Origin of the sequence: Enterobacter sp. ku-bf2, from assembly GCF_001742765.1 — a bacterium.
GTDB lineage: Bacteria > Pseudomonadota > Gammaproteobacteria > Enterobacterales > Enterobacteriaceae > Enterobacter > Enterobacter quasiroggenkampii.
Genome location: NZ_MDVW01000003.1, coordinates 41,337 through 63,529, shown reverse-complemented (window position 1 = coordinate 63,529; position 22,193 = coordinate 41,337). Strand labels below are relative to the sequence as shown.

The 22,193-nt window shown below is 56.9% G+C and carries 22 protein-coding genes; 14 read left to right on the top strand and 8 right to left on the bottom strand.

Annotation, left to right across the window (positions count from 1 at the left end):
* Window positions 1–149 precede the first annotated feature (149 nt).
* Window positions 150–2,429, top strand: a complete 2,280-nt coding sequence (gene maeB / locus BFG58_RS09790; RefSeq protein ID WP_045406103.1) for an NADP-dependent oxaloacetate-decarboxylating malate dehydrogenase — start codon at window positions 150–152, stop codon at window positions 2,427–2,429.
* A 79-nt stretch (window positions 2,430–2,508) separates the two neighbouring features.
* Here the strand turns inward: maeB and hemF are convergent, their stop codons facing one another.
* Together hemF and amiA are read right to left on the bottom strand one after the other, a co-directional pair.
* Entirely contained in the window at window positions 2,509–3,408 is a 900-nt protein-coding gene (gene hemF, locus BFG58_RS09785; RefSeq protein WP_069719736.1) for an oxygen-dependent coproporphyrinogen oxidase, read from the bottom strand.
* Entirely contained in the window at window positions 3,408–4,283 is an 876-nt protein-coding gene (amiA, locus tag BFG58_RS09780) for an N-acetylmuramoyl-L-alanine amidase AmiA (RefSeq protein WP_045325904.1), read from the bottom strand. Before amiA ends, hemF begins: the two co-directional genes overlap by 1 nt.
* A 212-nt stretch (window positions 4,284–4,495) precedes the next feature.
* Between amiA and BFG58_RS09775 the strand changes: the two genes are divergently transcribed.
* The 10 genes from BFG58_RS09775 to pdxK all read left to right on the top strand — a co-directional run bounded on the left by BFG58_RS09775 (window position 4,496) and on the right by pdxK (window position 12,836).
* Entirely contained in the window at window positions 4,496–4,921 is a 426-nt protein-coding gene (locus BFG58_RS09775; protein ID WP_008501614.1) for a GNAT family acetyltransferase, read from the top strand.
* Window positions 4,908–5,357: a DUF2919 domain-containing protein gene (locus tag BFG58_RS09770; protein WP_045909454.1), complete on the top strand. Its 450-nt coding sequence runs from the start codon at window positions 4,908–4,910 to the stop codon at window positions 5,355–5,357. Before BFG58_RS09775 ends, BFG58_RS09770 begins: the two co-directional genes overlap by 14 nt.
* Window positions 5,358–5,420: 63 nt before the next feature.
* Window positions 5,421–5,996, top strand: coding sequence for an RpoE-regulated lipoprotein (locus BFG58_RS09765; RefSeq protein ID WP_045909453.1), 576 nt, complete (start codon window positions 5,421–5,423; stop codon window positions 5,994–5,996).
* A gap of 92 nt (window positions 5,997–6,088) precedes the next feature.
* Entirely contained in the window at window positions 6,089–6,988 is a 900-nt protein-coding gene (locus BFG58_RS09760; protein WP_048226164.1) for a Dyp-type peroxidase, read from the top strand.
* A 175-nt stretch (window positions 6,989–7,163) separates the two neighbouring features.
* Window positions 7,164–8,177, top strand: coding sequence for a sulfate ABC transporter substrate-binding protein (locus tag BFG58_RS09755; RefSeq protein WP_023344640.1), 1,014 nt, complete (start codon window positions 7,164–7,166; stop codon window positions 8,175–8,177).
* Window positions 8,177–9,010, top strand: coding sequence for a sulfate/thiosulfate ABC transporter permease CysT (gene cysT, locus BFG58_RS09750; protein ID WP_004123378.1), 834 nt, complete (start codon window positions 8,177–8,179; stop codon window positions 9,008–9,010). The genes BFG58_RS09755 and cysT overlap by 1 nt, the downstream gene beginning before the upstream one ends.
* Complete coding sequence (gene cysW, locus BFG58_RS09745; RefSeq protein ID WP_069719735.1) at window positions 9,010–9,885, top strand: sulfate/thiosulfate ABC transporter permease CysW; 876 nt, start codon at window positions 9,010–9,012, stop codon at window positions 9,883–9,885. Before cysT ends, cysW begins: the two co-directional genes overlap by 1 nt.
* Window positions 9,875–10,969 (top strand): sulfate/thiosulfate ABC transporter ATP-binding protein CysA, encoded by a 1,095-nt coding sequence (gene cysA / locus BFG58_RS09740; protein WP_008501607.1) that lies wholly within the window; start codon window positions 9,875–9,877, stop codon window positions 10,967–10,969. Before cysW ends, cysA begins: the two co-directional genes overlap by 11 nt.
* A gap of 113 nt (window positions 10,970–11,082) precedes the next feature.
* A complete protein-coding gene (cysM, locus tag BFG58_RS09735) occupies window positions 11,083–11,994 on the top strand; it encodes a cysteine synthase CysM (protein ID WP_069719734.1) in 912 nt (303 codons plus the stop codon).
* A 5-nt stretch (window positions 11,995–11,999) separates the two neighbouring features.
* On the top strand, window positions 12,000–12,836 hold the full coding sequence (gene pdxK, locus BFG58_RS09730) for a pyridoxine/pyridoxal/pyridoxamine kinase (protein ID WP_069719733.1): 837 nt from the start codon (window positions 12,000–12,002) through the stop codon (window positions 12,834–12,836).
* A gap of 44 nt (window positions 12,837–12,880) precedes the next feature.
* On the opposite strand, the gene crr is transcribed toward pdxK, so the two are convergent.
* The 5 genes from crr to cysZ all read right to left on the bottom strand — a co-directional run bounded on the left by crr (window position 12,881) and on the right by cysZ (window position 17,674).
* Window positions 12,881–13,390, bottom strand: a complete 510-nt coding sequence (gene crr, locus BFG58_RS09725) for a PTS glucose transporter subunit IIA (protein ID WP_003861316.1) — start codon at window positions 13,388–13,390, stop codon at window positions 12,881–12,883.
* Between the two features lie 40 nt (window positions 13,391–13,430).
* Window positions 13,431–15,158: a phosphoenolpyruvate-protein phosphotransferase PtsI gene (gene ptsI, locus BFG58_RS09720; RefSeq protein WP_023332954.1), complete on the bottom strand. Its 1,728-nt coding sequence runs from the start codon at window positions 15,156–15,158 to the stop codon at window positions 13,431–13,433.
* 44 nt (window positions 15,159–15,202) lie between these two features.
* Window positions 15,203–15,460, bottom strand: coding sequence for a phosphocarrier protein Hpr (ptsH, locus tag BFG58_RS09715; protein ID WP_045909449.1), 258 nt, complete (start codon window positions 15,458–15,460; stop codon window positions 15,203–15,205).
* Window positions 15,461–15,777: 317 nt separating this feature from the next.
* The gene (gene cysK / locus BFG58_RS09710; protein ID WP_045909448.1) at window positions 15,778–16,749 is read right to left on the bottom strand and encodes a cysteine synthase A; all 972 of its coding nucleotides are present in this window, start codon (window positions 16,747–16,749) and stop codon (window positions 15,778–15,780) included.
* Window positions 16,750–16,912: 163 nt separating this feature from the next.
* Window positions 16,913–17,674: a sulfate transporter CysZ gene (gene cysZ, locus BFG58_RS09705; RefSeq protein ID WP_069719732.1), complete on the bottom strand. Its 762-nt coding sequence runs from the start codon at window positions 17,672–17,674 to the stop codon at window positions 16,913–16,915.
* Between the two features lie 230 nt (window positions 17,675–17,904).
* Between cysZ and zipA the strand changes: the two genes are divergently transcribed.
* The 3 genes from zipA (at window position 17,905) to BFG58_RS09690 (ending at window position 21,190) form a co-directional block, all read left to right on the top strand.
* Entirely contained in the window at window positions 17,905–18,888 is a 984-nt protein-coding gene (gene zipA, locus BFG58_RS09700; protein ID WP_048226152.1) for a cell division protein ZipA, read from the top strand.
* 69 nt (window positions 18,889–18,957) lie between these two features.
* Window positions 18,958–20,973 (top strand): NAD-dependent DNA ligase LigA, encoded by a 2,016-nt coding sequence (gene ligA / locus BFG58_RS09695; protein ID WP_048029625.1) that lies wholly within the window; start codon window positions 18,958–18,960, stop codon window positions 20,971–20,973.
* A 1-nt stretch (window position 20,974) separates the two neighbouring features.
* The gene (locus BFG58_RS09690; RefSeq protein ID WP_003861328.1) at window positions 20,975–21,190 is read left to right on the top strand and encodes a DUF3820 family protein; all 216 of its coding nucleotides are present in this window, start codon (window positions 20,975–20,977) and stop codon (window positions 21,188–21,190) included.
* On the opposite strand, the gene BFG58_RS09685 is transcribed toward BFG58_RS09690, so the two are convergent.
* Complete coding sequence (locus tag BFG58_RS09685) at window positions 21,187–22,182, bottom strand: bile acid:sodium symporter family protein (RefSeq protein WP_045909444.1); 996 nt, start codon at window positions 22,180–22,182, stop codon at window positions 21,187–21,189. The genes BFG58_RS09690 and BFG58_RS09685 overlap by 4 nt on opposite strands.
* Window positions 22,183–22,193 lie beyond the last annotated feature (11 nt).

Here is a 22,193-nt window from a genome sequence, read left to right as displayed (position 1 = left end):
TTGATAACAATTTTTAATGTGTGATGGTGAGAGTTTGGCAGCCTTCAAAGTTTAGGAGGCAGTCTGAGGCGATACTAGGCGGCACACCAGGGTGTGCAACCGGATCGCTTTCGTCACCCTTTTGACCGATACGTGAAAGGATAAATAAGATGGATGAGCAGTTGAAACAGAGTGCCCTCGATTTTCACGAGTTCCCTGTCCCGGGCAAAATTCAGGTCTCCCCAACCAAACCGCTGGCAACCCAGCGCGATCTGGCGCTGGCCTATTCGCCGGGCGTAGCGGCCCCGTGTCTGGAAATCGAAAAAGATCCGCTGGCGGCCTACAAATATACCGCGCGTGGCAACCTTGTTGCCGTGATCTCTAACGGCACGGCGGTACTGGGTCTCGGTAACATCGGCGCGCTGGCCGGTAAGCCGGTGATGGAAGGCAAGGGGGTGCTGTTCAAGAAATTCGCCGGTATCGACGTGTTTGATATCGAGGTGGACGAGCTCGATCCTGACAAATTCATCAACGTGGTGGCCGCGCTGGAGCCGACCTTCGGGGGGATCAACCTGGAAGACATTAAAGCGCCGGAATGTTTCTATATCGAGCAGAAGCTGCGCGAGCGTATGAACATTCCCGTGTTCCATGACGACCAGCACGGTACGGCCATTATCAGCACCGCTGCCATTCTCAACGGCCTGCGGGTGGTGGAGAAAAATCTCTCCGACGTGCGCATGGTGGTTTCTGGCGCAGGCGCCGCGGCCATCGCCTGTATGAACCTGCTGGTGGCGCTGGGTATGCAGAAACACAACATCGTGGTCTGCGACTCCAAGGGCGTGATTTACAAAGACCGCGAGCCGAACATGGCGGAAACCAAAGCAGCCTATGCGGTAGAAGACGACGGTAAACGCACGCTTGAGGACGTGATCGACGGCGCGGATATCTTCCTCGGCTGCTCGGGTCCGAAGGTGCTGACCCAGGAGATGGTGAAGAAGATGGCGCGCGCGCCGATGATCCTGGCCCTGGCCAACCCGGAACCGGAAATTCTGCCGCCGCTGGCGAAAGCGGTGCGTGAAGACGCCATTATCTGTACAGGACGTTCCGACTACCCGAACCAGGTCAACAACGTGCTCTGCTTCCCGTTCATCTTCCGCGGCGCGCTGGACGTCGGCGCGACGGCAATCAACGAAGAGATGAAGCTGGCCGCCGTGCACGCCATCGCGGAGCTGGCCCACGCTGAGCAGAGCGAAGTGGTTGCCTCAGCCTATGGCGATCAGGATCTGAGTTTTGGCCCGGACTACATCATTCCAAAACCGTTCGACCCGCGTCTGATTGTCAAAATTGCCCCTGCGGTGGCCAAAGCGGCGATGGATTCCGGCGTGGCGACGCGTCCGATTGAGGATTTCGACGCTTACGTCGATAAACTCACCGAGTTTGTCTATAAAACGAACCTGTTCATGAAGCCGATCTTCTCTCAGGCGCGCGCCGACGCCAAGCGCGTGGTGCTGGCGGAAGGGGAAGAGGCGCGCGTGCTGCACGCTACTCAGGAGCTGATCACCTTAGGCCTGGCGAAGCCGATTCTGATTGGTCGTCCGAGCGTGATCGAAATGCGTATCCAGAAGCTGGGCCTGCAGATTAAGCCGGGCGTCGACTTCGAGATCGTCAACAACGAATCCGATCCGCGCTTCAAAGAGTACTGGAGCGAATACTACGCGATCATGAAACGTCGGGGGATCACCCAGGAGCAGGCGCAGAAAGCCGTCATCAGCAACACGACGGTGATCGGCGCGATCATGGTTCATCGCGGCGAGGCGGATGCGCTGATCTGCGGCACCATCGGCGATTACCACGAGCACTTTAGCGTGGTGCAGGAGATCTTCGGCTATCGCGACGGCGTGCACACCGCCGGGGCGATGAACGCCCTGCTGCTGCCAAGCGGCAACACCTTTATTGCCGATACCTACGTTAACGACGATCCCACCCCGGACGAGCTGGCGGAGATCACCGTGATGGCCGCTGAGACCGTGCGTCGCTTTGGTATCGAACCGAAGGTGGCGCTGCTGTCGCACTCTAATTTTGGTTCGTCTAAATCGGCGGCGGCCTGCAAAATGCGTGAGACGCTGGCGCTGGTGCGCGAGCGCGCGCCGGAGCTGATGATTGACGGGGAAATGCATGGCGATGCGGCGCTGGTGGAGAGTATCCGTAACGAACGTATGCCGGACAGTCCGCTGAAGGGATCGGCAAATATCCTGATTATGCCGAACGTGGAAGCGGCGCGTATCAGCTATAACCTGCTGCGCGTCTCCAGCTCTGAAGGGGTAACCGTAGGACCGGTGCTGATGGGCGTGGCTAAACCGGTGCACGTGTTAACGCCGATTGCCTCCGTGCGCCGTATCGTGAATATGGTGGCACTGGCGGTGGTTGAGGCGCAGACGCAGCCGCTGTAATCGCTGCGTGTCGGGTGGCGCGTTCGCTTACCCGACCTACGGGTTGAGTAGGCCGGATAAGCGCAGCGCCATCCGGCAGTTACACCCAATCCCGAACCTGAATAAACTCTTTTAAGGCAGCCTCCGGGCTGCCTTCTTTTGGCTCGTAGCAGTATTCCCAGCGCACCAACGGCGGCATCGACATCAGAATCGACTCCGTGCGCCCGCCGGTCTGCAGGCCGAACAGCGTCCCGCGATCCCACACCAGGTTGAACTCCACGTAGCGCCCGCGGCGGTAGAGCTGGAACTCACGCTCGCGTACGCCGTAGTCGGTGTTTTTACGGCGTTCGACGATGGGCAGATAGGCGTCGGTATAGCCTTCACCTACCGCGCGCATAAAGCTGAACGCGGTATCAAAATCAGGCGTGTTGAGGTCGTCAAAGAACAGCCCGCCGATGCCGCGCTGCTCGTCGCGGTGCTTCAGGTAAAAGTAGTCGTCGCACCACTTTTTATATTTCGGGTAAACGTCTTCGCCAAACGGCAGACAAAGGTCCCGCGCGGTGGTGTGCCAGTGCACGGCATCCTCTTCGAAGCCGTAGTAGGGCGTCATGTCGAAACCGCCGCCAAACCACCAGACCGGATCGGCCCCCTGCTTTTCGGCAATGAAAAAGCGCACGTTGGCGTGGCTGGTCGGCACAAACGGGTTGTGCGGATGCACCACCAGCGAGACGCCCATCGCTTCGAAGCTGCGGCCTGCAAGCTCAGGACGATGTGCCGTCGCAGACGCGGGCATGGCGTCGCCATGAACGTGGGAAAAATTCACCCCGGCCTGTTCGAAGATGCCGCCGTTACGCAGCACGCGACTGCGTCCGCCGCCACCGGCCTCGCGCTGCCAGGTATCTTCCTGAAATTCTCCGCCGTCTGCGGTGGCCAGTTTCTGGCAAATCTCATCCTGCAGCTGCAGCAGGAACGTTTTGACCAGTTGAGCATTGGGTTTCATCAACGTTTCCTGGAGTGCGCTTTTTGGTTATCGAACCAGTTGAAGTAACTGATAATGCCGGAAGCGATGGCGTTGGCAATCTTCTGACGAAACGCCGCGGTGCCGAGGAGTCGCTCCTCTTCCGGGTTGGTAATGAACGAGGTTTCCACCAGTACGGACGGGATGGACGGTGATTTCAGCACCACGAACGCCGCCTGCTCGGTGCCTTTACTGTGCAGTCGATGCACCGGCTTAATCTTTTTCAGAATATGCGAGCCGAGCGTCAGGCTGTTTTTGATCGTATCCGTCTGTACGAGGTCGAACAGCACCTGCTGTAGCAGGTGGTCCTTGTCCGTGGCTTTCTTCCCGGCGACTTCATCCGCCCGGTTTTCGCGATCGGAGAGGTATTTCGCCATGGCGCTACTGGCACCGCGGTTGGAAAGCGCAAACACCGAGGCGCCGGCGGCAGACGGGTTGGTAAAGCCGTCGGCGTGAATCGACATAAACAGATCCGCCCCGTGCTGGTGGGCGATCTCTACGCGGTCATACAGCGGAATAAAGGTATCGCCAGAGCGCGTCAGGCGGGCGTCAATGCCGTTGCTGCGTAAAATCGCCCGCACATTTTTTGCAATCGCCAGCACGACGTGTTTTTCTTTCGACCCGTTTTTGCCGATGGCGCCGGTATCAATACCGCCGTGGCCCGGGTCGAGCATCACCAGACGCTTCGCGCCCGGCTTTTTCGTTTTCGGTTTGCTGTGTCCGTTACTGGTTTTGAGCGTGCTCTCGTCTTTCGCCTGAGCCTGCTTTGCGATGCCCGTTAACGTTAAGGCCGCCAGCCCCGCTTTGAGAACCTGACGACGCGATGTGAGTGCTTTTAATGGTTTGAATGTGCTCATGCGGCCTGAATACTAAAAAATGGGGTCCTGGTGTTATATCGTATCGCGTTTAGCGTTACGACAGTCCATAGTGAGAATTGTTTTACTTTTCATTTCAATACGTGACAAAGTGACATTATGCCAAATTTTGGCGAGATTTTCCCCGGTTATTGGCTAAAGGCGTGGTTCGCGCCATAATCACTGTTTTTAAACCCGAAAAGGCGGTTAATACCATGGAGATACGCGTTTTTCGCCAGGAAGATTTCGAAGAGGTGATCACCCTTTGGGAGCGCTGCGATCTGCTGCGTCCGTGGAACGATCCGGAAATGGATATCGAACGTAAGGTGAATCACGACGTCAGTCTGTTTCTGGTCGCGGAAGTCAATGGCGAGGTCGTGGGGACAGTCATGGGCGGTTATGACGGCCATCGCGGCTCGGCCTATTATCTGGGCGTGCACCCGGAATACCGTGGTCGCGGCATCGCCAACGCGCTGCTCAACCGGCTCGAGAAGAAGCTGATCGCCCGCGGCTGTCCGAAAATCCAGATCATGGTGCGGGAAGATAACGACGTGGTGCTGGGCATGTATGAACGCCTGGGCTACGTACACGCTGACGTGCTGAATTTAGGGAAGCGTCTCATCGAAGATGAAGAGTACTGAGATCCATCCGGCAGACTATGACGCGCAGGGGCGCGTCAGGCTGCCCTTTTTATTCTGGTGCGTTCTGCTGCTCCAGGCCCGGACCTGGGTGCTGTTCGTGATGGCCGCCGCGTCGCGCGGGCAGGGCGACACGCTGCTGACGCTCTTTTATCCCGATCACGATGCCTTCTGGCTCGGCTTGCTGCCGGGCGTACCGGCGGTGGTGGCTTTCTTATGCAGCGGCCGACGGCATACGATCCCGCGTTTGTGGCGCGCGCTTCGTGGGCTGCTGATCCTTGCCCAGATTGCGCTGCTCTTCTGGCAGCCGGTACTCTGGTGGTACGGTGAACCGCTGACGGGCATCGGCGTTGCGCTGGTGGTTGCCGATATTGTGGCGCTGCTGTGGCTGCTGACCAACCCGCGCCTTCGCGCCTGTTTTGCGCCGCAGGATGATTAATGCGGCACTTTTTGCCGATGTCGCACTCCAACAAGCGTTGATTTAACACGTAAGGACGTTTCAATGAAATCGCTGCGTTTACTCTTATGCGCTCTCCCGCTGGCATTGACCGGCTGTTCGACGCTCTCCTCCATTAACTGGTCCGCCGCGTATCCGTGGAACTGGTTTGGCTCATCAACGGAAGTGACCGAGCAGGGCGTGGGGAAAATTACCGCCGCGACGGCGCTGGATCAGAATGCTATTCAGGATGCGCTCAGCAGCGATTACCGCCTGCGCAGCGGCATGAAAACAGAGAATGGCAATATAGTGCGCTATTACGAAGCGCTGAAGGGCGATAAGCTGGCACTGGTGATCAACGGTGACAAAGGCACGGTAAACCGGATCGCGGTGATGGACGAAGATATTCCGACCGCCAGCGGCGTGAAGGTCGGGACCCCGTTTAGCGATCTTTATAAGCAGGCCTTTGGCAACTGCTCCAGCGCGCCATCCGACGACAAGGTTGCAGTGGAGTGTAAGGCGGAAGGCAGTCAGCACATCAGCTATGTTTTTACCGGCACCTGGAGCGGTCCGGAAGGGTTGATGCCGTCTGACGACACGCTGAAGAGCTGGAAGGTGAGCAAAATACTCTGGAAGCAGTAATTTGCGTCTGAACAAACCGCCTCGCTGAAATCCGGGTATAATAGCCGCCATCAATGCCACGCTGACGTGGCATCTTTATTTCAGGAGGAGCGATGTCTCAGGTTCAGAGTGGCATTTTGCCAGAACATTGCCGCGCGGCGATTTGGATTGAAGCCAATGTCAAAGGGGACGTGGATGCCCTGCGTGCGGCCAGCAAAGCGTTTATTGATAAACTGGCGACCTTCCAGGCCAAATTCCCGGAAGCCCACCTCGGCGCCGTTGTTGCGTTTGGCAATAACGTCTGGCGTCAGCTGAGCGGCGGCGAAGGGGCGGAAGAGCTGAAAGACTTCATTCCTTACGGCAAAGGCCTGGCTCCGGCGACCCAGTACGACGTGCTGATCCACATTCTTTCTCTGCGTCACGACGTGAACTTCTCCGTTGCCCAGGCGGCGGTGGCGGCCTTTGGCGACAGCATTGAGGTGCAGGAAGAGGTTCACGGTTTCCGCTGGGTCGAAGAGCGCGATCTGAGCGGCTTCGTCGACGGAACGGAAAACCCGGCAGGGGAAGAGACGCGTCGTGAAGTCGCGGTAATCAAAGACGGCGTGGACGCGGGCGGCAGCTACGTGTTCGTGCAGCGCTGGGAGCATAACCTCAAGCAGCTTAACCGCATGAGCGTGCACGACCAGGAGATGATGATTGGCCGTACGAAAGAGGCCAACGAAGAGATCGACGGTGATGACCGTCCGGTCACCTCGCACCTGACCCGCGTTGACCTCAAGGAAGACGGTAAAGGACTGAAGATTGTCCGCCAGAGCCTGCCGTACGGCACGGCAAGCGGCACGCACGGCCTCTACTTCTGCGCCTACTGCGCGCGCTTGTATAATATTGAACAGCAGCTGCTGAGCATGTTCGGCGATACCGACGGCAAGCGCGACGCCATGCTGCGCTTCACCAAACCGGTGACCGGCGGCTACTACTTCGCGCCGTCCGTTGAGCGTCTGCTGGCGCTGTAAAACCGCTCTCCATACGTAGGCCGGGTAAGCGTTAGCGTCACCCGGCAATTTTCCCTGCCCCTTATTCCCTTTTCTGCTTCTAAATCACCAAACGGTATATAAAACCGTTACTCCTTTCATCCCCGTTATAAATATTATGACTATAAGATAGTCATCACATTTATAAGGGTGCGCAATGGCCGTTACTGTACTGAAAAAAGGAACTCTGGCGCTGGCAGGTTTACTGCTGGTGGCACAGGCGCAGGCGACTGAACTGTTGAACAGTTCGTATGACGTCTCCCGCGAGCTGTTTGCCGCCCTTAACCCCCCGTTCGAACAGCAGTGGGCGAAAGACAATAACGGCGACAAGCTGACCATCAAGCAGTCCCACGCCGGTTCGTCCAAACAGGCGCTGGCCATTCTCCAGGGGCTGAAAGCGGATGTGGTGACCTACAACCAGGTCACCGACGTGCAGATCCTGCATGACAAAGGCAAGCTCATCCCGGCGGACTGGCAGAGCCGTCTGCCGAACAACAGCTCGCCGTTCTACTCCACCATGGGTTTCCTGGTGCGCAAGGGCAATCCGAAGAATATCCACGACTGGAGCGACCTGGTGCGTTCCGACGTGAAACTGATTTTCCCGAACCCAAAAACCTCCGGTAACGCGCGTTACACCTATTTAGCGGCGTGGGGCGCGGCGGACAAGGCTGACGGTAACGATAAAGCCAAAACCGAGCAGTTCATGACCCAGTTCCTGAAAAACGTCGAAGTGTTTGATACCGGCGGCCGCGGGGCGACCACGACTTTCGCAGAGCGCGGTCTGGGCGATGTGCTGATCAGCTTCGAGTCGGAAGTGAACAACATTCGCAAACAGTATGAAGCGCAGGGCTTTGAGGTGGTTATCCCGAAAACCAACATTCTGGCCGAATTCCCTGTCGCATGGGTGGATAAAAACGTGCAGGCAAACGGTACCGAGAAAGCGGCAAAAGCCTATCTCAACTACCTGTACAGCCCTCAGGCGCAGACCATCATTACCGATTACTACTACCGCGTGAACAACCCGGACGTGATGAACAAGCTGAAAGATAAATTCCCGCAGACCGCGCTGTTCCGCGTGGAAGATCATTTTGGCTCCTGGCCAGACGTGATGAAAACGCATTTTGCCAGTGGCGGTGAGTTAGACAAACTGCTGGCGGCGGGGCATAAGTAATGTTTGCAGTATCGACTAAACGCGTGCTGCCGGGCTTTACCTTAAGTCTCGGGACCAGCCTGCTGTTCGTTTGCCTGATCCTGCTGTTGCCGCTCAGCGCCCTGGTGATGCAACTTGCGCAGATGAGCTGGGCGCAGTACTGGGACGTGGTCACTAACCCCCAGGTGGTGGCGGCCTATAAGGTGACGCTGCTGTCGGCGTTTGTCGCCTCCATTTTTAACGGCGTGTTCGGCCTGCTGATGGCATGGATTTTAACCCGCTATCGCTTCCCGGGCCGCACGCTGCTTGACGCCCTGATGGATCTGCCGTTTGCGCTGCCGACGGCGGTCGCCGGCTTAACCCTCGCGTCGCTCTTCTCCGTGAACGGGCTGTACGGCGAGTGGCTGGCGAAATTTGACATCAAGGTGACCTATACCTGGCTCGGTATCGCGGTGGCGATGGCCTTTACCAGCATCCCGTTTGTGGTGCGTACCGTGCAGCCGGTGCTGGAAGAGTTAGGTCCGGAATACGAAGAAGCGGCGGAAACGCTGGGCGCCACGCGCTGGCAGAGCTTCCGCAAGGTGGTGCTGCCGGAGTTGTCTCCGGCGCTGATGGCGGGCGTCGCGCTGTCGTTTACCCGCAGCCTCGGGGAGTTCGGCGCGGTGATTTTTATCGCCGGGAACATCGCCTGGAAAACGGAAGTGACCTCGCTGATGATTTTCATTCGCCTGCAGGAGTTTGATTATCCGGCGGCGAGCGCGATTGCTTCGGTGATTCTCGCGGCCTCGCTGCTGCTGCTGTACTCGATTAACACTCTGCAAAGTCGCTTTGGTCGACGTGTGGTAGGTCACTGATGGCGGAAGTTACGCAATTGAAGCGATACGATGCGCCCCGCATCAACTGGGGTAAATGGTTTCTGATTGGGGCGGGCGTGCTGGTGTCCGCCCTCATTCTCGTCGTGCCGACGATTTATATCTTCGTTCAGGCGTTCAGCAAGGGCCTGATGCCCGCGCTGGAAAACCTGGCGAACCCGGATATGCTGCACGCCATCTGGCTGACCGTGCTGATTGCCCTGATTACCGTTCCGGTGAACCTGGTGTTCGGTACCCTGCTGGCGTGGCTGGTGACGCGCTTTAACTTCCCGGGACGTCAGCTGCTGCTGACCCTGCTGGATATTCCGTTTGCCGTGTCGCCTGTGGTGGCGGGCCTGGTGTACCTGCTCTTTTACGGCTCCAACGGCCCGCTGGGCGGCTGGCTGGATGCGAATAACCTGCAGATCATGTTCGCCTGGCCAGGCATGGTGCTGGTTACCATCTTCGTGACCTGTCCGTTTGTGGTGCGTGAGCTGGTGCCGGTGATGTTAAGCCAGGGGAGCAACGAAGACGAAGCGGCGGTGCTGCTGGGGGCTTCGGGCTGGCAAATGTTCCGCCGCGTGACGCTGCCGAACATTCGCTGGGCGCTGCTTTACGGCGTGGTACTGACCAACGCCCGCGCGATTGGCGAGTTCGGTGCTGTTTCCGTTGTTTCCGGATCCATTCGCGGTGAAACCCTGTCGCTGCCGCTCCAGATTGAACTGCTGCAGCAGGACTACAACACCATCGGCGCCTTTACTGCCGCAGCGTTGCTGACGCTGATGGCCATTTTGACCCTGTTTTTGAAGAGTGTGGTGCAGTGGCGTTTAGAAAATCAGGAAAAACGTCTGCATCAGGAGGGAAATCATGAGCATTGAGATTGCCAATATTAAGAAGTCTTTTGGTCGCACCCAGGTGCTGAATGATATCTCGCTGGATATCCCTTCCGGACAAATGGTGGCGCTGCTGGGACCGTCTGGCTCCGGCAAAACCACGCTGCTGCGTATTATCGCCGGGCTTGAGCATCAGACCAGCGGGCACATCCGTTTCCACGGTACCGACGTGAGCCGCCTGCACGCCCGCGATCGTAAAGTGGGCTTTGTGTTCCAGCACTACGCGCTGTTCCGCCACATGACCGTGTTTGACAACATTGCGTTTGGCCTCACGGTGCTGCCGCGTCGCGAGCGCCCGGATGCGGCAACCATTAAGGCGAAAGTGACCAAACTGCTCGAGATGGTGCAGCTGGCTCACCTGGCGGACCGTTTCCCGGCCCAGCTGTCCGGCGGGCAGAAACAGCGCGTGGCGCTGGCGCGTGCGCTGGCCGTTGAGCCGCAAATTCTGCTGCTGGATGAACCCTTTGGCGCGCTGGATGCACAGGTGCGTAAAGAGCTGCGCCGTTGGCTGCGTCAGCTCCATGAAGAGCTGAAATTCACCAGCGTCTTTGTGACCCACGACCAGGAAGAGGCGATGGAAGTCGCGGATCGCGTGGTGGTCATGAGTCAGGGCAACATTGAGCAGGTTGACGAGCCGGAGCAGCTCTGGCGTGAACCGGCGACCCGCTTCGTGCTGGAGTTTATGGGCGAGGTGAACCGTCTGCAGGGCACCATTCGCGGTGGGCAGTTCCACGTCGGCGCGCACCGCTGGCCGCTGGGCTATACCTCCGCCCACCAGGGTCCGGTCGATCTGTTCCTGCGTCCGTGGGAAGTGGATGTGAGCCGTCGAACCAGCCTGGATTCACCGCTGCCGGTGCAGGTGCTGGAAGCGAGCCCTAAAGGGCACTATACCCAACTGGTGGTACAGCCGCTGGGCTGGTATACCGAGCCGCTGACGGTGGTCATGCGCGACGACGTCCCGCCGCATCGGGGAGAACGCCTGTTTGTCGGTCTGCAGCATGCCCGTATTTATCACGGCAAGGAACGCATCGAGACGCGCGAGGATATTGCTCTGGCGGAGTCAGCCTGATAGGTTAGGATTACGTAGTTTTGCCGGGTGGCGCTGCGCTTACCCGGCCTACAATATGACGTATGTAGGCCCGGAGCGCTGCGCGCCACCGGGCTTTTTATTGGACAGCGATCATGAATACCTTAGAAAAGACCATCGGCAACACGCCTCTGGTCAAGCTTCAGCGCATGGGGCCAGACAACGGCAGCGAAATCTGGGTCAAACTCGAAGGCAATAATCCGGCGGGGTCGGTGAAAGACCGCGCCGCGCTGTCGATGATCGTCCAGGCCGAAAAGCGTGGTGAAATCAAGCCGGGCGACGTGCTGATTGAAGCCACCAGCGGCAACACCGGTATCGCCCTGGCCATGATTGCGGCGCTGAAAGGCTACCGCATGAAGCTGCTGATGCCGGATAACATGAGCCAGGAGCGCCGCGCCGCGATGCGTGCCTACGGAGCCGAGCTGATTCTGGTGACCAAAGAGCAGGGGATGGAAGGCGCGCGCGACCTGGCGTTAGAAATGGCCGAGCGCGGTGAAGGTAAACTGCTCGATCAGTTTAATAACCCGGACAACCCGTACGCGCACTACACCACCACCGGCCCGGAAATCTGGCAGCAAACCGACGGGCGAATCACCCATTTTGTCTCCAGCATGGGTACCACCGGCACCATTACCGGGGTATCGCGTTTTCTGCGCGAGCAGGATAAAGCCGTCACCATTGTCGGCCTGCAGCCGGAAGAGGGGAGCAGCATTCCGGGCATTCGCCGCTGGCCGGCGGAGTATATGCCCGGCATCTTTAATGCGCAGCTTGTGGACCAGGTGCTGGATCTTCACCAGCGCGAGGCGGAAAATACCATGCGTGAGCTGGCCGTGCGCGAAGGCATCTTCTGCGGCGTCAGCTCGGGCGGCGCGGTAGCGGGCGCGATGCGGGTGGCGCAGGCAAACCCGGGCGCGGTGGTGGTGGCGATTATTTGCGATCGCGGCGATCGCTATCTGTCTACCGGCGTCTTTGGTGAAGAGAGTTATTCGCAGGGGGCGGGAATTTAAGCGTCATGGAGATGATTCTATTCCGGGATAACACCCGGGCGCAGCAAACCGATATTGTCGCGGTGCAGTCGCAGGTGGTGTATGGCAGCGTGGGAAACAGCATCGCGGTGCCGAATATTCGAACCCACAGGCTGAACGTCACCGCCGTGCCAACGGTACTGTTCAGCAACACGCCACACTATGACACGTTCTACGGCGGCGTGATCCCCGACGAGTGGTTCAGCGGCTATCTGAAGGCGCTGGAAGAGCGCGAGATCCTGCGCGAGCTTAAGGCGGTCACTACCGGCTATATGGGAAATGCCAGCCAGATCGTCCTGCTGGCGCAGTGGCTGAAGGCGGTCAAAGCGCAGCATCCTGACCTGCTGGTGCTGGTCGACCCGGTTATCGGCGATATCGACAGCGGAATGTACGTGAAGCCCGAGATCCCCGAGGCGTATCGGGAGCACCTGCTGCCGCTGGCGCAGGGGATTACGCCAAACGTCTATGAGCTGGAAGTGCTAAGCGGCAAACCGTGCCGCACGCCGGAAAGCGCCATCGCGGCGGCACAGGGACTGCTCTCTGACAGCCTGAAATGGGTGGCGATCACCAGTGCGCCTGTCGCTGACGACCCGCAAAACATCCACGTGGTGCTAGTGACGAATGAAGGCGTTACCGTCAGTGCGCATCCGCGGGTAGAAACCGATCTGAAAGGGACGGGCGATCTGTTCTGTTCAGAACTGGTGAGCGGCATTGTTGAGGGGAAAACCGTTGCCGATGCCATTCGCATGGCTGGCGATAGGGTGACGGACGTGATGCTCTATACCCAGTCGAAAGGCTACGACGAGCTTATCCTGCCGGCATAAACAAAAATGGCGCCCGAAGGCGCCATTTTACTGTGCGGCAAGAATTACTTCTTGATGCGGATAACCGGGGTTTCACCCACGGTGACGCTGCCAGACAGTTTGATCAGTTCTTTGATTTCGTCCATGTTGGAGATAACAACCGGAGTCAGGGTAGACTTGGCTTTTTCTTCCAGCAGTGGCAGATCGAATTCAATCACCGGGTCGCCAACTTTAACACGCTGGCCTTCTTCCGCGATACGTTTGAAGCCTTCGCCTTTCAGTTCAACGGTGTCGATACCGAAGTGAACGAACAGTTCGATACCGCTATCAGATTCGATAGAGAACGCATGGTTGGTTTCAAAAATTTTACCGATGGTGCCGTCAACTGGAGCAACCATTTTGTTGCCAGTTGGTTTGATAGCAATGCCATCACCAACGATTTTCTCAGCAAACACTACATCCGGCACGTCTTCGATGTTGACGATCTCGCCGGAGAGCGGAGCAACAATCTCAATAGTTCCGGAGTCTTTCTTATCATCAGAAACCAGAGATTTCAGTTTATCGAACAAACCCATGATCTTCTCCTAAGCAGTAATTTGGGCCGCATCTCGTGGATTAGCAGATTGTTTTTTCTTCAATGAACTTGTTAACCAGCGTCATTAACTCGTCCGTTGTCGGTTGAGCAAGAGCCTGCTCTGCTAACACCTTCGCATCTTCGAAGTTCGTGTTACGGATAATCTTCTTAATGCGCGGGATGGAAATGGCGCTCATAGAGAATTCGTCCAGACCCATACCCAGCAACAGAAGTGTAGCACGTTCGTCGCCTGCAAGCTCACCACACATGCCAGTCCATTTACCTTCTGCATGAGAAGCATCAATAACTTGCTTGATCAAGTTCAGTACGGACGGTGACATTGGCTGGTAGAGATGTGAAATCATATCATTACCACGGTCAACTGCCAGGGTGTACTGCGTTAAATCATTGGTACCGATACTAAAGAAATCAACTTCTTTGGCTAAATGACGCGCAATGGTCGCCGCCGCTGGTGTTTCCACCATCACGCCGATCTCGATTGACTCGTCAAACGCTTTACCTTCGTCGCGCAGTTCCTGTTTGTAGATTTCGATCTCTTTCTTCAGTGCACGCACTTCTTCAACAGAGATGATCATTGGGAACATGATGCGCAGCTTACCGAACGCAGAGGCACGCAGGATCGCGCGAACCTGGTCACGCAGGATCTCTTTACGATCCATTGCGATACGGATTGCACGCCAGCCCAGGAACGGGTTCTCTTCTTTCGGGAAGTTCATGTACGGCAGCTCTTTGTCGCCACCGATGTCCATGGTACGGACGATAACCGCCTGAGAGCCACACGCTTCAGCCACGGCTTTATACGCGGCAAACTGCTCTTCTTCTGTAGGCAGCGCGTCGCGGTCCATGAACAGGAATTCAGTACGATAGAGACCGACGCCTTCCGCACCGTTGCGCTCAGCGCCATCAACGTCGCGGACGGTACCGATGTTTGCGCACACTTCAACCTGATGGCCGTCCAGGGTGATGGCTGGCAGGTCTTTCAGCTTAGCGAGTTCCGCTTTTTCAGTCGCAACCTGCTCCTGAACCGCGCGCAGTTTATCGATCTCTTCATTGGTTGGGTTGACGTAAACCAGATTGTTTACGGCATCCAGAATCAGATAGTCGCCGTTTTTCACCTGAGAGGTGACGCTACCGGTACCCACGATGGCAGGCAGTTCCAGAGAACGCGCCATGATAGAGGTGTGGGAGGTACGGCCACCCGCGTCGGTGATGAAACCGAGGACCTTTTTCAGGTTCAGCTGTGCGGTTTCAGACGGGGTGAGGTCAGCAGCAACCAGGATCACTTCATCCTGAATTGCGCTCAGGTCGATAATGGCCAGGCCCAGGATGTTGCGCAGCAGGCGCTTACCGATGTCACGTACGTCAGCCGCACGCTCTTTCAGGTATTCATCATCCAGTTCTTCCAGGGCAGTTGCCTGACCTTCGATAACTTCATGCGCAGCCGCGTCGGCCGTCATGCCTTTATCTTTAATCAGGGCTATGATTTCCTGCTCCAGCTCCTCATCTTCGAGCAGCATGATGTGCCCTTCGAAGATGGCTTCTTTTTCTTCACCGAAAGTTTCGCCAGCTTTAGTTTTGATTGCTTCCAGTTGCGCAGATGCCTTGGCACGACCGCTCAGAAAACGTTCAACTTCCTGATCAACCTTGTCGGCAGAAATTTTTTTCCGGTCGATGACGATCTCGTCTTCTTTCAGCAGCAGTGCCTTGCCGAAAGCGATACCCGGGGATGCTAAAATGCCTGAAATCATAACCCTACCTTACTTGTGACTGATATTTAAAAGAACCCGGAAACTTACTCGAGCTCAGCCATCAGTTTTACCAGATGCTCAACTGCTTTCTGCTCGTCTTCACCTTCCGCAGAGATGGTGACAACGGTGCCCTGAGTCAGGCCCAGAGTCTGCAGTTTGAACAGGCTTTTTGCGCTCGCGCTTTTGCCGTTGGAAGTCACAGTGATTTCAGAAGAAAAGCCTTTTGCTTCTTTAACAAACTGAGCAGCAGGGCGGGTGTGCAGACCGTTCGGAGCGGTAATGGTAACTTCTTGCTGGAACATTGTATTTCCCCAACTTATAGGTTTAGTGTTGTGGAACTAAAGTCTAGCCTGGCGACTGAACTTTAGCCTGTATTGTTAGCGCTGACGTTTCGATCGTCATTAAACATTATGCAGCGAAAGCAAGACTTGAACCAAATCATAAAATCGATTCAGCAAGGGTATTTCGTTCGCTGATTAATTTCACGCATCAAAATAATTGCTGGTTTAAATACCAGACCCTTCGGGGTGAAGCAATGCCAGGAGGGGTAAAAGTTTGAAGCAGGCCACAAAAAAGCACCTGAAAAGGTGCTTTTTTACGCGTTATTAACATGCTGGCACTACTGTTGCAGCTCTTTTTCAGTGAAGAGATCGGCAAACAGCGCGGTGCTCAAGTAACGCTCACCCGAGGAAGGAAGGATAACCACAATATTCTTATTGGTAAAGGCTTCATCTTCCTGAAGCTTGAGCGCTGCCGCAACGGCCGCACCGGAAGAGATACCCGCCAGAATACCTTCTTCATCCATCAGGCGACGCGCGGTAGAGATGGCTTCTTCGTTCGTAATGGTGATCACTTTATCGATCAGCTTCAGATCCAGGTTGCCCGGAATGAAGCCTGCGCCAATACCCTGAATTTTGTGCGGGCCGGGTTTGAGTTCTTCCCCCGCCAGCGCCTGGGTGATAACCGGTGAGTCAGTCGGCTCAACGGCAACGGTAATCAGATCTTTTTTACCCTTCGTGCCTTTAATATAGCGTGACACGCCGGTCAGCGTACCGCCGGTACCCACGCCGGAGATAAAGACGTCAACCTGGCCGTCAGTATCTTCCCAGATTTCCGGGCCGGTGGTCTTCTCGTGAATTTCCGGGTTTGCCGGGTTGCTGAACTGCTGCAGCAGCAGGTATTTCGCCGGATCGCTGGCCACAATCTCTTCGGCTTTCTGAATGGCACCTTTCATGCCCTTCGCGCCTTCGGTCAGCACCAGGTTCGCGCCCAGCGCTTTAAGCAGCTTACGACGCTCGATGCTCATGGTTTCAGGCATGGTCAGCGTCAGCTTATAGCCGCGCGCGGCAGCAACATAGGCCAGAGCGATCCCGGTATTGCCGCTGGTCGGTTCCACCAGCTCAACGCCAGGCTTCAGTACGCCACGTTTTTCAGCATCCCAAATCATGTTGGCACCGATGCGGCATTTTACGCTGAAGCTCGGGTTACGTGATTCGACCTTCGCCAGGATGCGTCCATTACCGATACGGTTCAGTCGAACCAGGGGCGTATGACCGATAGTCAGCGAGTTGTCTTCATAAATCTTACTCATGGCCTGTCCTTAACTGTATGAAATTGGGATACCGACCCAGCATACCTGCTAAGCAGGTAGGGGGAAGTAAGGAATTCGCATATCTATATACTGCAAGGAAATAATGGGGATCAGTATGGAATAAGGGGCGGCATAAGCCACCCCTGCTTTACACATTTTTGCATTATTTCCATAACGCGTGCTTAGCACGGTAGCAGTCCACCCACATTGCCGTCGCGCCGCAGACGGCAACCGGCATGATGAACAGATTCAGGAAGGGGATCATGGTAAACAGGCTGGTCAGCGCACCAAACTGCATATTGGCAACCTTCTGGCTGCGCAGGGCAGTGCGCATCTCTTTAAACGGTACCTTGTGGTTGTCGAACGGATAGTCGCAGTACTGGATGGCCAGCATCCAGGCGCTGAACAGGAACCACAGCACCGGTGCCACCGTCTGGCCAATGCCGGGCACAAAATAGAGGATAAGCAGCACAACCGCGCGGGGCAGGTACCAGGCGAACTTTTGCCATTCACGCTTCATAATGCGAGGGAGGTCTTTCATGATCCCCCATATGCCCGTGTCCGGCGGTGTTGCGCCGGTAAGGCGCGCTTCCAGCTGTTCCGCCAGCAAACCGTTAAACGGTGCGGCTATCCAGTTGGCAATCGTCGAGAAGAAGTAGCCAAACACCAGCAGCACGGAGATCACTGCCACCGGCCAGAGCAGGTAGTTAAGCCACTGCAGCCAGTTTGGCACATGGCTCATCAGCGACGGGATCCAGCTCTCCAGCTTTGTGAACAGCCACCAGAACGCGCCGCCCATCAGAATAATGTTGATCAACAGCGGCAGGATGACGAAGCGTCGAATACCCGGCAGGGAGACCAGTTTCCAGCCCTGAGAAAAATACCAGACGCCGCTGCGCGGGGGGGAAGAAGATGTTGAAACCATAGCCAGGCTGTACTCCTTTTTACACAACCAGTGGAATTGCCCGCCTATATTATCCACTTACGGACCAATGACCAGTTCGGAAATGTTCGAAAAACCAGCAAAAAGCACGATTTCCTTCATCTTTATGCTGTGAATGCTCTGCACACACTTGCACTTGACGTAAACGGCAAATACTCTTAGTGAGTAAATGTTTGCCGTGGTGGCAAGGTGTTAGAACAACAGAGAATATAATGATGCAGGATTTGCGTCTGATATTAATCATTGTTGGCGCGATCGCCATAATCGCTTTACTGGTACATGGTTTCTGGACCAGCCGTAAAGAGCGTTCCTCGATGTTTCGCGATCGCCCACTGAAGCGCATGAAGTCCAGTCGTGACGACGATGACAGTGAAGATGACATCGATGGAAGCGACGACGACGGCGTGGGTGAAGTTCGTGTTCATCGGGTCAATACTGCGCCCGGCGTAGGCCATGGGGAGCATGAAGCGCCTCGTCCTTCGCAGCACCAGTATCAACCGCCGTATGCTTCTGCACAGCCGCGCCAGCCAGCGCCGCAGCCTGTGGAAGAACCGGTGCGCCAGCCGCCGCAACAGCCTGTCTATCAGCAGCCTGCTGCGCCACAACCGGTTCAACAGCAACCGGTGCAGCAGCCCGTGCAACAGCAGCCTGCGCAGCCGGTACCACAACCGCAGCAGCCTGTTCATGTTCAACCTGCGCCGCAGCCCGCGCCAGCCCCGCACGTTGAGCCTGAGCCCGTTGCAGAGCCAGAACCGGTTGTTGAAAAACCGCAGCGTAAAGAAGCGGTGATCATCATGAACGTGGCCGCGCATCACGGTAGCCATCTCAACGGTGACGTTCTGCTTAACAGTATTCAACAGGCAGGCTTCAAGTTTGGCGATATGAACATTTTCCATCGTCACCTGAGTCCTGACGGTAGCGGCCCGGCGCTGTTCAGCCTGGCCAACATGGTTAACCCAGGTACCTTTGATCCGGACATGACCGGTGATTTCGTTACGCCTGGCGTCACTATCTTTATGCAGGTGCCGTCTTACGGCGACGAACTGCAAAACTTTAAGCTGATGCTGCAGTCCGCTCAGCATATCGCTGACGAAGTCGGCGGTGTGGTGCTCGACGATCAGCGTCGAATGATGACCCCGCAGAAACTGCGCGAGTATCAGGACCGCATCCGCGAAGTTAAGGAAGCTAACGCGTAATCGCCGCGTTGACTTCAACTCCTCCTCAACCCCCGCATGTCGGGGGTTTTTTCTCATTGATGGTGTGATATGGACTCAATCGAACAACAACTCACTGAACTGCGAACCACGCTTCGCCATCATGAATATCTCTATCATGTTATGGACGCACCGGAAGTCCCGGATGCGGAGTATGACCGCCTGATGCGTGAGCTGCGGGAATTAGAGGCGCAGCATCCAGAACTCATCACGCCGGATTCCCCCACCCAGCGCGTCGGCGCAGAGCCGCTGGGGGCCTTCAGCCAGGTGCGGCATGAAGTGCCGATGCTGTCGCTGGATAACGTCTTCGATGAAGAGAGCTTCCTCGCGTTTAACAAGCGCGTGCAGGATCGCCTGAAAAGCAGCGACGCGCTCACCTGGTGCTGCGAGCTGAAGCTGGATGGCCTCGCCGTCAGCCTTCTCTATGAAAACGGCGTGCTGGTGCGTGCCGCGACGCGTGGCGACGGCACGACGGGTGAAGACATCACCACTAACGTGCGTACCATCCGCGCGATCCCGCTGAAGCTTCAGGGTGACAACATTCCTGCGCGTCTGGAAGTGCGCGGCGAGGTGTTCCTGCCGCAGGCGGGCTTCGAGAAAATTAACGAAGAGGCGCGTCGCACCGGCGGGAAAGTGTTTGCTAACCCGCGTAACGCGGCGGCGGGCTCGCTGCGTCAGCTTGACCCGCGCATCACTGCGAAGCGACCGCTTACTTTCTTCTGCTACGGTGTCGGTATTCTGGAGGGCGGCGAGCTGCCGGATACCCATCTCGGGCGTCTGCTGCAGTTTAAGGCGTGGGGGCTGCCGGTGAGCAACCGAGTTCAGCTCTGCGACTCGCCGGAAGCGGTACTGGCGTTCTACCACAAGGTGGAAGAGGATCGTCCGACGCTCGGCTTTGATATTGATGGCGTGGTCATCAAGGTGAATTCACTGGCGCTGCAGGAGCAGCTGGGCTTCGTGGCGCGCGCGCCGCGCTGGGCGGTGGCGTTTAAGTTCCCAGCTCAGGAGCAGATGACCTTCGTCCGCGACGTGGAGTTCCAGGTGGGACGTACGGGGGCCATTACCCCGGTCGCCCGTCTGGAGCCGGTGCAGGTGGCGGGCGTGCTGGTGAGTAACGCCACGCTGCATAACGCCGATGAAATCGACCGCCTGGGCCTGCGTATTGGTGACAAAGTGGTGATTCGCCGCGCGGGGGACGTGATCCCGCAGGTGGTTAACGTTGTGGAGTCAGAACGTCCTGACGATACGCGCGAGGTTGTCTTCCCAACCCATTGCCCGGTGTGTGGCTCGGACGTTGAGCGTGTGGAAGGTGAAGCCGTGGCGCGCTGTACGGGGGGCTTAATCTGTGGCGCACAGCGTAAAGAGTCACTGAAGCACTTCGTTTCCCGTCGCGCAATGGACGTGGACGGCATGGGCGACAAGATTATCGATCAGCTGGTTGAGAAAGAGTATGTCCACACGCCAGCGGACCTCTTCAGGCTGACCGCAGGTAAACTGACCGGCCTAGACCGCATGGGGCCAAAGTCAGCCCAGAACGTAGTTAACGCGCTGGAGGCCGCCAAAGAGACCACCTTCGCCCGCTTCCTGTACGCGCTGGGCATTCGTGAGGTGGGTGAAGCCACGGCTGCGGGGCTGGCGGCGTATTTTGGTACGCTGGAGGCGCTGGAAAAGGCGAGCATCGAGGAGCTGCAGAAAGTCCCGGATGTCGGCATCGTCGTCGCCACGCACGTCTTTAACTTCTTTGCCGAAGAGAGCAACCGTAACGTCATCGGCGAACTGCTGGAAGAGGGCATTAAATGGCCCGCGCCGGTGGTGGTTAATGCTGAAGAGATCGACAGTCCGTTCGCCGGTAAAACGGTGGTGCTCACCGGCAGCCTGAGCCAGCTTTCACGCGACGACGCCAAAGCCCGTCTGGTGGCGCTGGGGGCCAAAGTGGCGGGCAGCGTGTCGAAGAAAACCGACCTGGTGATTGCCGGAGAAGCGGCGGGTTCGAAGCTGGCGAAAGCCCAGGAGCTCGGCATTGAGGTTATCGACGAAGCGGAAATGATGCGTCTGTTAGGAGAGTAACGTGGAGAAAGAGCAGCTCGTTGAGATCGCCAATACCGAGATGCCGTTTGGTAAATACAAGGGCCGCAGGCTGATTGATTTGCCGGAGGAGTATCTGCTGTGGTTTGCCCGTAAGGATGAATTTCCGGCAGGGCGACTGGGCGAGCTGATGGCGATAACGTTACTGATCAAAACCGAGGGGCTGACCCAGCTGGTGCAGCCCCTGAAACGTCCTTAAGCCTTCGCGGCGCGGGTCGCTTCCTGCGCCAGTTTTTCGGTCTGGCGTTTGTAGCGACGCGCGAGCACCGCGCAGACCATCAGCTGGATCTGATGGAAAATCATCAGCGGCAGTACCATCATCCCAATCACCGAAGTCGGGAACAGAATGTTGGCCATCGGGATGCCGTTCGCCAGGCTCTTCTTCGAACCGCAGAACACAATCGTAATTTCATCCGCTTTGTTGAAGCCGCACTTACGTGCCACAAAGACGTTTACCGCTATTACAATCGCCAGCAGGACAATGCTGACCACCACGATAAACAGCAGCGAGCCTGCCCCCACCTTGTGCCAGATCCCGTTCACGACCGCTTCGCTGAAGGCGGAGTAAACCACCAGCAGAATCGAGGTCTGGTCGGTTTTTGAGATCCACTTTTTATGCTTCGCCACAAACGCCCCGGTCCACGGACGGGAGAGATGGCCCAGGACAAACGGCAGCAGCAGCTGCAGACAGATTTTGCCCACCTGCTCAAGGTTACCTTCCGCACCGTGCATGTTCATCAGCAGGCCCACCAGCAGCGGCGAGACGAAAATCCCCAGCAGGCTGGAGGCTGATGCCGAGCAGACCGCGGCCGCCACGTTCCCTCCCGCGAGAGAGGTAAAGGCAATGGCGGACTGCACCGTGGCCGGAAGAATACAGAGATACAGGAAGCCGGTGTAGAGCGCCGGGTCGACGTTAACCGGCGCCCACCAGGCAAACAACACCCCGAGGATCGGGAACAGAATAAACGTGCTGCACATCACCCAGAGGTGCAGTCGCCAGTGGCTACCGCCCGCGATAATGGCTTCACGGGAGAGTTTTGCGCCGTGCATAAAGAACAGCAGCGCGATGGCGGCCGTCGTCAGTCCTTCAAAGAACGGGACGAACCCGCCGCGAGCGGGAAAGAACGAGGCCAGTAAAACGGTAACCACCAGGGTGAGCGTAAACGGATCAACAATACGAAATAGTTTCATAATGACTCCTG